Source organism: Nocardia sp. NPDC004718 (assembly GCF_053601535.1).
The window spans coordinates 1-13109 of record NZ_JBSGCA010000015.1 but is presented as its reverse complement, the minus strand read 5'-3'; the positions used below and the strand labels follow the sequence as shown (position 1 = coordinate 13109).

Here is a 13109-nt window from a genome sequence, read left to right as displayed (position 1 = left end):
GCGTTTCACCGTATGCGGGAACATGCGACGCAGATCGGACCGCCCGCTCACTGCAAGGAATGAGCACAGTCATGGACCGCAGGCATATTCATCTACAGACTCGGCTGGGGCTGCTGCACGTCGTCCTGACCGGCAGCGGCGAGCCGATCGTGATGTGGCCGAGCCTTCTCATGGACGCCGCCCTCTGGGACGCCCAAGTGGACCATTTGGCCCGGGATTTCCTGACCATCGCGGTCGACCCGCCCGGGCACGGGCGGTCCAGCCGCCTCGAACGACCCTTCACCTTCAGCGAGTGCGCGGCGTGCGTCGTCGACATCCTCGATCAGCTGGAGCTACCGAGGACCCATTTCCTCGGGAACTCCTGGGGCGCCATGATCGGCGGCAGCTTCGCCGCCACATTCCCCGACCGCGTCGAATCCGCGATCCTGATGAACGGCACGGCGTCATCGGCCCCGCTCGCTCAGCGGGCGCAGTACCGGATGCTCCTGACGGCGGTCCGAATACTCGGCGGGATCCGCCCGCCGCTCACCGGATCGGTGGTCCGGGCATTTCTCGGTCCGACGACCGAACGCACGCGCCCGCAGGTCGTCCGACAGGTTCTCGACATCGCCCGCCGCAATGATCCGGCGTCGCTCGTGCACGCTGTCCGATCCGTGGTGACAGACCGCCCGGACCAGCGGGAGCTCTTCTCCTCGATCGCCTGCCCCACGCTGGTCATCGGAGGACGCGAAGACCGTACCTTCCCCGTGCCCGAACTCGAGGTCATGGCCGACGCCATCCCCGGCTCGCGGCTCGTGGTCCTCGATGGAGCCGCGCACCTCGCGGCCGCGGAGGTCCCCGACGAAGTGAATCGTCTGGTCGGCGCCTTCCTGGCCGACCACGCCGCGACGAGCGGATAGCTCAGCGGAGCTTGAAGATCACCAAGCGTTGGACGATGAAGTTGATGACGGTCGCGGTGCCCTGGGCGACGACGAAGGCAAGCGGCTGGCGCCACCACTCGCCCGGCAGGGTGAAGTAGAGCAGGTTGTTGATGCCCACCTGCACCGCGAAGGTGAGGGCGTAGAGCGCGACGACCGCCAGGAAGCGGGTGCGGCTGGGCGGAGCCTGGAAGGTCCAGCGGCGGTTGATCAGGTAAGCCGTTGTGGTGCCCGCCACGAAGCTGATCGACTTGGCGACGCCGACCGGGAGACCGACCAGGTTCAGCAGCAGGCTGTAGAGCCCGTAGTCGACGACGGCCGAGAACCCGCCGGTGAGGGTGAACCGGATGATCTGTGTCTTGAGGTCGACCTCGGTGCCGCCGGGCTCGTCGACCAGGGGCAACTCGGCCGGAAGCGGCAGTTGGGGTTCGGCTTGCACGCCGACGAGCGTAGCGCCGCACCGGGTGGGGCACTCATTTCGGTTCTAAACCGACGTGTTCGTCACTACCCATGGGTAGAGCGACCGCGTCCCCATCTGCCGTCATACCTGTAGCCTCTATGCCGATGTCCACGAAAGCTCCGACCGCCACCAAGACAACCGGGAACGACAAAGGCGCCGGCGTCGCGAACGACGGCCCGGCCGCGGGCACCGCGTTCACTCTTCCGACGCGCACCCGCACGTTGACCGGGTGGGGTCGCACCGCACCCACCTCCTCCGAAGTGCTCTCGACCAGCGATCCCGAACTGATCGCCAAGGCAGTCGCCATGGTCGCCGAGGACAACGACAGCAAGCCCGCCCACCTGCGGCGCGGCGTGATCGCGCGCGGCCTCGGCCGCTCCTACGGCGACCACGCGCAGAACGCGGGCGGTCTGGTCGTCGACATGACGGCGCTGAACAACATCCACCGGATCGACCGCGACACCCGCATCGTGGACGTGGACGGCGGCGTCAGCCTGGACCAGCTCATGAAGGCCGCGCTGCCGTTCGGCCTCTGGGTCCCGGTGCTCCCGGGCACCCGCCAGGTGACCATCGGCGGCGCGATCGCCTCCGACATCCACGGCAAGAACCACCACAGCGAGGGCAGCTTCGGCAATCACGTGCGCTCGATCGATCTGCTCACCGCCGACGGGCAGGTGCAGCACATCACGCCGAAGCGCAACGCCAAGCTGTTCTGGGCGACCGTCGGCGGCAACGGGCTCACCGGCATCATCCTGCGCGCCACCATCGAGATGGTGCCGACGGAGACGGCCTACTTCCTCAACGACGGCGTGAAGACCACGACCCTCGACGAGACCATCGCCGCGCACAGCGACGGCAGCGAGGCCAACTACACCTACTCGAGCGCCTGGTTCGACGTGATCAGCCCGCTGCCCAAGCTGGGCCGCGCCACCATCACCCGGGGCAGGCTGGCGAAGCTCGACGAGCTGCCCAAGCGGCTGCGCAGCAAGCCGCTGAAGTTCGACGCGCCGCAGCTGATGACCGTCCCGGACATCTTCCCGAACTGGACGATGAACAAGCTGACGCTGATGTCCATCGGCGAGGCCTACTACCGGATGGGCGGCAACTACACCGGCAAGGTGCAGAACCTGACGCAGTTCTACCACCCGCTGGACATGATCGCGGAGTGGAACCGCGGCTACGGCTCCAACGGCTTCCTCCAGTACCAGTTCGTGGTGCCGACCGAGGCGGTCGAGGAGTTCAAGCGGATCATCGTCGACATCCAGGCCTCCGGGCACTACTCGGCGCTGAACGTGTTCAAGCTGTTCGGCCCGGGCAACCAGGCTCCGCTGAGCTTCCCGATGCCGGGCTGGAACATCTGCGTCGACTTCCCGATCAAGCCCGGTCTCAACGAGCTGGTCGGCGAACTGGACCGGCGCGTGCTGGAGTTCGGCGGGCGGCTGTACACCGCGAAGGACTCGCGGACCACCGCCGAGACCTTCCACAAGATGTATCCCCGGATCGACGAGTGGATCAAGGTCCGCCGTAGCGTCGACCCCACAGGCGTTTTCATGTCCGATATGGCGAGAAGGCTGGAGCTGCAGTGATCAATGCCGTTGGTAACCCGCAGTCGATTCTGCTGCTGGGTGGCACGTCGGAGATCGGCTTGGCAATCTGCGCGGAGTACCTGAAGAAGGGGCCCGCGCGCATCACCCTCGCGGCGCTGCCCGGTGATCCGCTGCGCGAGGGCGCGGTCGCTCAGATGAAGGCCGCGGGCGCGAGCCAGGTCGACGTCATCGACTTCGACGCGCTCGACACCGATGGGCACGCCAAGGTGATCGACGCCGCCTGGGACGCGGGCGACGTGGACGTCGCGATCGTCGCCTTCGCCCTCGACGGCGATCCCGAAGAGCTGTGGCAGAACCAGGCCAAGGCCGTGCGAGTCGCCCAGATCAACTACACCGCCGCGGTCTCCGTCGGCGTGCTGGTCGGCGAGAAGATGAAGGCGCAGGGCTTCGGCCGGATCATCGCGATGTCCTCCGTCGCCGGTGAGCGGGTGCGCCGCTCGAACTTCGTCTACGGATCGACCAAGGCCGGTCTGGACGGCTTCTACCTCGGGCTCGGCGAAGCGCTGCGGCCGCACGGCCCGCGCGTACTGGTGATCCGGCCCGGCATGGTGCGGACCCAGTTCTCCGCGCACGTCAAAGAGGCTCCGCTCACCGTCGACAAGGAAGACGTCGCGGCGCTGGCGGTCGCGGCATCGCAGCGCGGGAAGGAACTGGTCTGGGCGCCGGGAACCTTCCGCTACGTGATGATGGTGCTGCGGCACATCCCGCGCTCGATCTTCCGCAGACTGCCGATCTGATCGGCGACCGAGTTCGGACATCGTGCCCGCGTGATCAGTGATCGCGCGGGCACCTATCGTCTGACGGAGTGACCCTGTGAACCCGGAGGCGCCATGCGAGTAATCCAGTGCGACGAGCGCGGAGCGGTCCGTTGAGCACGGTGACCGCGGCGGACGAAGCGCCGCCGCGTCCCGTCGATCCGGCCCCCGCGCCGGGGCGCGGGTCACTCGTGGCGCGGCAGATCGCCTCCGGCGTCGGCGAGGCCGCGCTCGCCGCGGTGGTCGCCGCCGTGGTGGCCGTCGTCGGGCTCGTCGCGTTCTCACTGGTGCAGTGGCCCGCGTTCAACTCCTCCAACGTGACGCGGGCGCTGACCACGGTCGGGCAGGTAGGCGCTGCGGTCGTGCTCGCGGTCGCGATCGCGCTGCTGCGGCTGCGCAAGTGGCCCCGGATCGCGAAACTGCTGTCCTGGGTGGGTCTTTCGACGTTCGTCACGTTCACGCTCGGCATGCCGCTGGCGGCGACGAAGCTGTATCTGTTCGGCGTCTCGGTGGATCAGGAGTTCCGCACCGAGTTCCTCACCCGGCTCACCGATTCCGCCGCGCTGCGCGACATGACGTACGCGGATCTGCCGTCGTTCTACCCCGCGGGCTGGTTCTGGATCGGCGGGCGGGTGGCGAATCTGCTCGGGATGGACGGCTGGGAAGTATTCAAGCCGTACGCGATCACGTTCCTCGCCGTGGCCGCGGTGGTCGCGCTGGTGTTGTGGTCGAAGCTGATCCGCGCGGACTGGGCGGTAGGCGTCGCGGCGGCGAGCACGGCGGTGACCCTGGCCTACGCCGCGCCCGAGGCCTACAGCGCCGTCATCGTGCTGCTGCTGCCGCCCGCGCTGGTGCTCGCCTGGGGGGCGCTGTATCGCCCGCTGGATGACCTGCGATCGACGGAGGAGCATCGCACGGCCGGTGGCTGGGGCGCGGTCGTCGGCACCGGGCTGTTCCTCGGCTGGGCGGCCACGTTCTACACGCTCTACTTCCTCGCGGCGGCCTTCGCGGTGGCCCTGATGGGTCTGGTGGCGGCTTTCCTCGCGGTGCGTGCGCAGCGCGCCGACCGTCCGCGCCACGCCCGCGCGGCGACCGGGCCGACCCGTCCCGCGTGGCGCGCGGCGGCCCCGCCGCTGGTGCGGCTCGTGGTGATCGCGGTGATCGCCGGACTGGTCGCGCTCGTCGTGTGGGCGCCGTACCTGGCGAAGGCGCTGCGCAGCGCGACGGCGAGCTCCGGGACCGCCCAGCACTATCTGCCGGAAGCGGGAGCGGAACTCCCGTTGCCGATGTTCCAGTTCTCCCTGCTCGGGGCGTTGTGTCTGATCGGCATCATCTGGCTGGTGTTGCGCGGCGCGTCGTCGCGACGAGCGCAGGCGCTGGGCATCGGGGTGGCGGCGATCTATCTGTGGGCGCTGCTGTCCATGGCCGCGACCGCGGCGGGCACCACGTTGCTGTCGTTCCGTCTGGAGCCGGTGCTGTTGGTGCTGCTGTCGGTCGCGGGCGCGTTCGGGTTCGTGGAGGGCGCGCGGGCGATCTACCAGGCGTTGAACGAGCCCGCCCGGTTCCGGCTGGTGGCGATCGTCGTCGCGACGATCGGCGCGTTGGCGTTCGCCCAAGACATCCCGCACGTGCTGACTCCGGAGATCACGACTGCCTACACAGACACCGACGGAGACGGAAAGCGAGCCGATCAACGGCCTGTGTCGGCCGTGTCTTTCTATGACGAAGTGGATGCGGCGCTCACCGCGCAGACCGGCCGCCCCCGCTCGGACACGGTGGTACTCACCGCCGACACCAGCTTCCTTTCCTTCTATCCCTACTTCGGCTTCCAGGCGCTCACCTCCCACTACGCCAACCCGCTCGCCGACTTCGCGGGCCGGGCGGCGACCATCGAGCGCTGGAGCAAGCTGAAGACGCCGCAGGAGTTGCTCGACGCGCTGGCGGCCAGCCCGTGGCGTGCGCCCGACGCGTTTCTGTTCCGGCGCAGCGGCGAGACCTACACGCTGCGGCTGGCCAAGGACGTCTACCCGAACGACCCGAACGTCGCGCGCTATTCGGTGAGCTTCCCCAAGGAACTGTTCGCCGACCCGCGTTTCACCACCACGGACATCGGACCGTTCACGCTGGTCACCGTCCACCGCTGAAATCGCGGCGGTTGAACTCGCGGGCAGTGGATACCCCTCTCGTTTGTCGTTCCACGCACAGCGTGGTTGCGACGGAGCGCGCTGGCGAGGAGTGATGCGCAGGTGACACAGGCACAAGACGTCGAGACCGACCTACCGGCGCAATCGGCGACGGTCGCGATCGCGACGAAAGAGGCGACGGCGACCGGAGTGCTCACCACTCCCGCGCGTACCCGGCGGATGCCCCGACTTCCACTCGCCGATCTGCTCGTATGCGCCGTTTACCTGGCGCTGGCCGCGACGGTGCTGTCGGGCCAGTGGCGCGATACCGACAACGGATACCTGATCAAGAGCGGTCAGGACCAGACGATGTGGGAGTGGTTCTTCGCCGTCACCGCGCACTCGGTGGCCGCCCTGCACAACCCGCTCGGCACCGATCTGCAGAATTTCCCGGCCGGGGTGAACATGATGGCCAACACGGCCATGTTCGGTGTCGGCGTGCCGCTGACACCGGTCACCTTGCTTTTCGGGCCGACCGTCACGTTCGTACTCGTGCTCACCCTCGGTCTGGCCGGAACGGCGTTCGCCTGGTATCGCCTGTTCGTCCGCGAACTCGTCCGGTCCCGGGTCGCGGCGGTGATCGGTGGACTGTTCTGCGGATTCGCGCCCGGAATGATCTCGCACGCCAACGCGCACCCGAATTTCGTCGTACTGCTGCTGCTTCCGATCATCGCGGGCCTGCTGATCCGGATGGCGCGGCGAGCGGCCGCGGCGGAACGGGAACGGCCGGGCGGGCGGGTACGTGATGCCGCCGTTCTCGGACTTCTGGTCGCGGCGCAGATCGCGCTGGGCGAGGAACCGCTGTTGATCTTCGCCCTCGCGTTCGGCCTGTTCGGGATCGTGTATCACGCGCATGCTCCGCGCACCGCGCTGCGCGTGGCGCGAGTGGTCGCGCCGACTTTCGCGCTGGCCACGGTGATCACGTCGGCACTCGCCGAGATTCCGCTGTGGTGGCAATTCTTCGGCCCGCAGAGCTATCGATCGATCGACCACGGCCCGATGGGCAACGACCTCGAAGCGCTGGTGCAGTTCCCGTCCGAATCGCTGGGCGGCGTGTTCGCGCCCGGCGCGAACGTGGCGATCAACCCGACCGAGCAGAACGCGTACTTCGGCTGGCCGCTGCTGCTGTTGGTCGTGTTCACGGTGGGAATGCTGTGGCGCGACCGCGTGGTGCGGGCCGCGGGCGTGGTGATCGCGGTCTTCGGCCTGCTGTCGCTGGGCGCGGTCGCCACGATCGGTAAACAGCCGACCGGCATCGATCTGCCGTGGCGCTGGGCCGAACATGTTCCGCTGTTGAACACCGTGCTGGAGAGCAGGATGAGCATGGCCGCGATCCCGGCCATCGCGGTGGTGCTCGCGCTGGCCAGCGACCGCGCGGTGGGCACATGGACGCAATCGGCGGTGGACTGGAAGCCGCTGGCCTGGTTCGCGGCGCTCACCGGTGCGCTGCTGCCGCTGATCCCGACCATCCTGCCGGTGGTCGAGCGACCGCCGACACCGGACTTCTTCGCCGACGGCGCCGTCCGCCGCTACGTCGGCGACGGATCGGTGGTCCTGGTTCCGCCGCCCCGGCCACCCGACGCACGGGCGCTGCGTTGGCAGGCCGACGCCGGTTTCACCTTCCCGCTGGCGGGCGGCTACTTCGTCGGCCCGACCGGTACCAGCAAGAAAGGCATCTACGGTCCCGAGGCCCGTCCGACCACCGCTCTGCTGGTCCAGGCGCAGGACACCGGAGTGGTGCCGCCGATCGACGCGGGCGTGCGTACCCGTGCGCTGGAGGATCTGCGGTTCTGGCAAGCCGACGTCTTGGTGCTGCCCGCCACGAAGAACGGCGAGGTGTTGCGGGAGACCGTGACCCAGCTGCTCGGATTCACGCCGACGCGGGTCGAGGACGTCTGGCTGTGGGACGTTCATACGCTGCGCGCGTCGGGGGCAGTCGGCATCACACCGGGCGGTAGCTAGCATCAACCACCGTGCGACCGGACCGATCTTCTCCAGCGTTCACCCGTATCCGCTTGATCGCCCTCCTCTCGGGGCTGCTCGGATTCCTGCTGGCCTTGCTGACCCCGCTGCTGCCGGTGCGGCAGGATCGGGCGAGCCTGGACTGGCCCGAGTCCGGCGCCGGGAGCGTGGCGGCGCCGCTGGTGTCCTACGAGCCGCTGCGGTTCAGTGCGACGCTGCCGTGCTCGCTGACAGGCGAGCTGGGATCGGGCGGCACACTGCTGTCCACCGCCCCCGTGGCATCCGGGCGGGCGGCGACCAAGGGCCTGGTGGTCTCGGTCGCCGACGGCACCCTCTCGGTAGTGCAACGCGACATCCCGCTGTTGTCCGCGCCGCTGGCCGAGGTCGGGTCCTGCGCGATGCTCCGCGTGGAGTCGACCGCCGCCGCGACGACCGCTGAACTCACCGGCGTCACCCGGCAGGACGGCACGCCGTTCCGGTCCACGGTCGGCCGGGACATCCGGCCGCAGCTGGTGGGCGTGTTCACCGATCTGAAGGCCGATCGGCTCGCCGGAGCGCAGGTGCACGCGGACATCGACTCGCGTTTCTCCTCCACGCCGACGCCGCTGAAGCTGGCCGCCATGATCGCCGCCGCCGTGTTCACGCTGATCGCACTCGTCGCACTGCATCTGCTGGACACCGCCGACGGGCGCCGACCGCGCCGGTTCCTGCCCGCGCACTGGTGGCGGGTCACCCCCGCGGACGGCGTCGTGCTGGGCACGCTGGCGCTGTGGCACGTCATCGGGGCGAACACCTCCGACGACGGCTACATCCTGAACATGGCGCGCGTCTCCGGGCACGCGGGCTACATGGCGAACTACTACCGGTGGTTCGCGGTCCCAGAGGCCCCGTTCGGGTGGTCGTACGAGGTGCTGGCGTGGATGTCGCGGATCTCCGACGCCAGCCTCTGGATGCGACTGCCCACGCTGCTGGCGGGCGTGATCTGCTGGCTGGTGATCAGCCGCGAGGTGCTGCCGCGGCTGGGCGCGCGGGTGCGCAGCAACAAAGTGGCGCTGTGGACGGCGGGCCTGGTCTTCCTCGCGTTCTGGCTGCCCTACGACAACGGCCTGCGCCCCGAACCGCTGATCGCGGCGGGCGCGCTGCTCACCTGGTGCTCGATCGAGCGCGCCATCGCGACCGGACGGCTGCTGCCCGCCGCGGTGGCCGTCCTGATCGCCGCGTTCTCCCTCGCGGCGGGCCCCACCGGACTGATCTGCATCGCGGCGCTGATCGCCGGTTCACGGCCGGTGCTGCTGATCATCATCAAGCGCGCTCGCGGCGCCGTCCCGGCCCGGACCGGGCCCGACGCCGACGCGGCCGCCGCCGGTTCCGCCGAAGCCGCGGCCGCGGTGAACGCCCCCGCGAAGGTGCGCGAGCCGTCCCGGGCGGGCGCGGTGTTCCGGTTCGCCGCGCTGGTCGCCCCCGGCCTCGCCGCGGGCACGCTGGTGCTGGTGGTGATCTTCGCCGACCAGACCTTGGCGACGGTGCTGGAAGCCACCCGGGTGCGCACGATCGTCGGCCCGAACGTCGCGTGGTTCGACGAGCGCACCCGCTGGGACTCGTTGCTCATGCTCTCGCCGGACGGTTCGCTGGCGCGGCGGTTCGGCGTGCTGGTGATGCTGCTGTGCCTGCTCGTGTGCGTGCTGCAAGTACTGCGCAAGGGCCGGATTCCGGGCACCTCGCGCGGCCCCTCGGTGCGCATTCTCGGCATCGTGTTCGCATCGCTGTTCCTGATGATGTTCACCCCCACCAAGTGGACGCACCACTTCGGCGTGTACGCCGGACTGGCCGGATCGCTGGCCGCGCTCGCGGCGGTCGCGGTGGGCACCACCGGTATTCGCTCGCCGCGCAACCGCGCGTTGTTCGCCGCCGCCGTGCTCTTCCTGCTCGCCGTGACCTTCACCGGCTCGAACGGGTGGTGGTACGTGTCCAGCTACGGTGTCCCGTGGTGGGACAAGGCACCGTTGATCGCGGGCAAGGGGCTGTCCACGTTGTTCCTCGGGCTCAGTGTCCTCGCGCTGCTGGTCGCGATATGGCAGCACTATCGCGAGCCGTACCGGCGTGCGAGGGCCGGAGCGCCAAGGCGATTCGACCGGTGGGCCTCCGCGCCGCTGACCGTGGCCGCCGCGCTGCTGGTGATCTTCGAGGTCGCCTCGCTCGCCAAGGCCGCGGCCACGCAGTACCCCGCGTACTCGATCACCAAGTCGAACGTGCAATCGGTCGGCGGGGATTCGTGCGCGCTGGCGAACGAAGTGCTCGTCGAGACCGACACCGCCGATTCGCTGCTGCGACCCTTCACCGGATCGCCCGCGGACGGCTTGGCCGCGCAGAACAAAGGATTCACCCCGAACGGGGTGGCGCGTGACCTCACCGCGGACGCGGAGGAGACGGTCACCGGCGGCGCGAACTCCGTGGACAAGGATTCGGAGAACAAGACCACCAACACCACCGGCGCGGGCACCGGCGGCGGCACCACCGAGCAGGCGGGCATCAACGGCAGCACCGTCGCGCTGCCGTTCGGTCTCGACCCGGCGAGAACCCCGGTGCTGGGTAGCTACCAGGAGGGCGAGCAACAGCAGGCGAAGCTGACCACCCAGTGGTACCGGCTCGACCTGACCGACAGCATGCGCAACGACCCCGCCTACCAGGTGCTCGCGATCACCGCCGCGGGCCGGATCCGCTCGGTGGACGCCGACGGTGTGCTCACCTACGGACAGGAACTCCACCTGGAGTACGGCGTGCGTGGCGCGGACGGCGAGGTGCGCACGCTCGGCTCGATCGATCCGCTGGACATCGGCCCCGCGCCGTCCTGGCGCAACCTGCGGGTGCCGCTGGACCGGCTGCCGGCGGAAGTGAACGCGGTGCGGCTGGTCGCGATCGACAACGACATCACGCCCAAGCAGTGGCTGGCCGTCACCCCGCCCCGGCTGCCCAAGCTGGCCACGCTGAATTCCGTGGTCGGATCGCAGGCTCCCGTGCTACTCGACTGGCACGTCGGCCTCGCCTTCCCGTGCCAGCGGCCGTTCGACCACAAGGACGGCGTGGGCGAGATCCCGCAGTGGCGCATTCTGCCCGACCGGGTCGGCTCCGACGCCTCGAACGCCTGGCAAGACGACATCGGCGGCGGCCCACTCGGCTGGACCGGGCTGCTGCTGAAATCCCAAACCGTCCCCGCATACCTCGACCGCGACTGGGCCCGCGACTGGGGCTCGCTCGAACGCTTCACCCCCTACGACCCCACCGCCATTCCTGCCCCCATCACCACCACAATCGGAACCCGAACCGGCCTCTCCACCGACGACCCCATCCGCATCCGCTGACTCCGCGAGTGGCACATGGTGGAGCGGCTTCTCGCGATTCGCCGCAGCCGTGTGCCACTCGTGGAGGGTGTCACGGGGTGAGGACGAGGCGGCCGCGTAGGCCGCCGAGCGATAGGCGGGATTGGGCTTCTCGGGCGGCGGTGAGGGGGTGGGTCGCCGCTACGCGGAGGGTCAGTTTGCCCGCGTCTACTCGGGTTACGAGGTAGTCGAGCCGGGTGCGATCGGCGCGGACCAGGACTGTGTGGACCTTGGTGCCGCGCAACGGGATCGGGGTGTTCGGAACGCTGATCGACGCGAATCGTCCGCCGCCGCGCACCGCGGCGAGCGTCGCAGGGCCGAGGGCGGCCGCGTCCAGGGCGGCGTCGACGCCGCCGGGGACGATGGCGCGGACGGCATCCGGCAAGGATGCCTGGCGCGGAACGAAATCGGTGGCGCCCAGGGCGCGCACCGCGTCCTCGTCGGCGGGTGCGGCCACGGCGATCACCCGGATGCCCTGCGCCGCCGCGAGTTCGACCGCGAAGCCGCCGACAGCCCCCGCCGCGCCGGTGACCAGCAGCGTGTCGGTGGACGCGAGATCCAGCGCGTCGAGAGCCTGCAACGCGGTGAGACCGTTGAGCGGGAGGGTCGCCGCTTGCACCGGCGACACGGAAACCGGAGCGGGCGCGACATTCCCGACCTCCAGCACCACATAGTCGGCCTGTGCACCGAGCGAGACGTCGAGCCGGTCGCTGATGCCGATCACCGCTTGCCCGACGGTGAACTCCGTGACGCCCGCGCCGAGCGCGTCGACCGTGCCCGCGACATCCCAGCCGACGCCCCACTGATCGCGCGGCGCGGCGAACGGTGTGCCGCCCACGCCCGCCCGCACCATCAGATCCACGGGGTTCACCGTCGCCGCCGCGACCGCGATGCGAACCGTACCCGGACCGGGCTGCGGGGTCGGCACTTCCACGATCTCCACCACGGCTTCCGGTCCCGGCCGGCGGACTACCACTGCACGCATGCTGTTCCTTCCTCTGTGCTGCCGACCAATCTAGGAACGTTTACTATCCAATGGGTAGTAGTTACCCGAAAGTGCGTAAGAGGCAGCGAGGTGCTCCCGATGGCGACGAAGACCGCGGCGCAGCGCCGTGAACTGGCCAAACAGCGGTACGACGCGTACGTCGCCGAGTGCCCGACCCGGCAACTCCTGGACCGGATCAGCGACAAATGGGTGAGCCTCGTCTTGGCAGCCCTCGCCGACGGGCCGTTGCGCTACGGCGAACTGAACCGGATCATCGCGGGCGTGAGTCCCAAGATGCTCACGCAGACGCTGCGCGGACTGGAACGCGACGGCCTGGTGGAGCGGCGGATCACCGCGGAGGTCCCGGTCCGCGTCGACTACGAACTCACCCCGCTCGGCCGCAGTCTTCAGCCGGTCATGAGCGCGGTCAAAGCATGGGCGGAGACACGCATGGACGACGTGATCGCCGCGCGGGCGCGCTACGACCGCACCGTCCAATAAACCGGTTGTCCGGTCTGAAAAATGTGCTCCCACCTGTGGCTATGCATCGCAGGACGAATCGGGCCGCCGGCCTTAATCTGAATGCCATGACAACGGCATTCGATGAAATGGATCTGCGCGATCTTGTCGGACTGCTCAACGAAGAGGAACAACGGGAGCTGCGGCCTGCGGTGCTGCGCGTGCTCGGCCGCCTCCCTTCGCAAGAGGTGCTCCGGCGCGAGCTCGGCCTTCGGCTGAAGGTCTGAGCGCCCGGTAACGCACCGGCGACATACGGCAGGGGGGGGGGGGCGCGGGGGGCCGAGCGGGGGGCCCGCCGGGGGTTGGGGGGTCCCACCGGGGGCCTCCGCGGAAAGAACCAGCTG

General features: G+C 69.3%; 10 protein-coding genes. 8 read left to right on the top strand and 2 right to left on the bottom strand.

Annotation, left to right across the window (positions count from 1 at the left end):
* Positions 1–59 precede the first annotated feature (59 nt).
* Complete coding sequence (locus ACWEH3_RS13810) at positions 60–899, top strand: alpha/beta fold hydrolase (protein WP_450025107.1); 840 nt, start codon at positions 60–62, stop codon at positions 897–899.
* Between the two features lies 1 nt (position 900).
* On the opposite strand, the gene ACWEH3_RS13805 is transcribed toward ACWEH3_RS13810, so the two are convergent.
* Entirely contained in the window at positions 901–1356 is a 456-nt protein-coding gene (locus ACWEH3_RS13805; protein WP_450025105.1) for a GtrA family protein, read from the bottom strand.
* A gap of 119 nt (positions 1357–1475) precedes the next feature.
* On the opposite strand from ACWEH3_RS13805, the gene ACWEH3_RS13800 reads away from it, so the two are divergent.
* The 5 genes from ACWEH3_RS13800 to ACWEH3_RS13780 all read left to right on the top strand — a co-directional run bounded on the left by ACWEH3_RS13800 (position 1476) and on the right by ACWEH3_RS13780 (position 11243).
* On the top strand, positions 1476–2963 hold the full coding sequence (locus tag ACWEH3_RS13800) for an FAD-binding protein (RefSeq protein WP_450025103.1): 1488 nt from the start codon (positions 1476–1478) through the stop codon (positions 2961–2963).
* Positions 2960–3721 carry a decaprenylphospho-beta-D-erythro-pentofuranosid-2-ulose 2-reductase gene (locus ACWEH3_RS13795; protein WP_039794313.1) on the top strand — a complete coding sequence of 254 codons (762 nt, stop codon included), beginning with the start codon at positions 2960–2962 and terminating at the stop codon, positions 3719–3721. Before ACWEH3_RS13800 ends, ACWEH3_RS13795 begins: the two co-directional genes overlap by 4 nt.
* Positions 3722–3930: 209 nt before the next feature.
* A complete protein-coding gene (locus tag ACWEH3_RS13790; RefSeq protein ID WP_450025129.1) occupies positions 3931–5883 on the top strand; it encodes a galactan 5-O-arabinofuranosyltransferase in 1953 nt (650 codons plus the stop codon).
* 189 nt (positions 5884–6072) lie between these two features.
* Positions 6073–7884 (top strand): glycosyl transferase, encoded by a 1812-nt coding sequence (locus tag ACWEH3_RS13785; protein WP_450025127.1) that lies wholly within the window; start codon positions 6073–6075, stop codon positions 7882–7884.
* An 11-nt stretch (positions 7885–7895) separates the two neighbouring features.
* A complete protein-coding gene (locus ACWEH3_RS13780; RefSeq protein WP_450025100.1) occupies positions 7896–11243 on the top strand; it encodes an arabinosyltransferase domain-containing protein in 3348 nt (1115 codons plus the stop codon).
* A gap of 70 nt (positions 11244–11313) precedes the next feature.
* Here ACWEH3_RS13780 and ACWEH3_RS13775 read toward each other — a convergent pair whose 3' ends face one another.
* Complete coding sequence (locus tag ACWEH3_RS13775) at positions 11314–12246, bottom strand: NADP-dependent oxidoreductase (RefSeq protein WP_450025098.1); 933 nt, start codon at positions 12244–12246, stop codon at positions 11314–11316.
* A 99-nt stretch (positions 12247–12345) separates the two neighbouring features.
* Between ACWEH3_RS13775 and ACWEH3_RS13770 the strand changes: the two genes are divergently transcribed.
* Positions 12346–12747, top strand: coding sequence for a winged helix-turn-helix transcriptional regulator (locus ACWEH3_RS13770; RefSeq protein WP_450025096.1), 402 nt, complete (start codon positions 12346–12348; stop codon positions 12745–12747).
* 86 nt (positions 12748–12833) lie between these two features.
* Positions 12834–12992 (top strand): hypothetical protein, encoded by a 159-nt coding sequence (locus ACWEH3_RS13765; RefSeq protein ID WP_169332658.1) that lies wholly within the window; start codon positions 12834–12836, stop codon positions 12990–12992.
* The last annotated feature ends 117 nt before the right edge of the window (positions 12993–13109 follow it).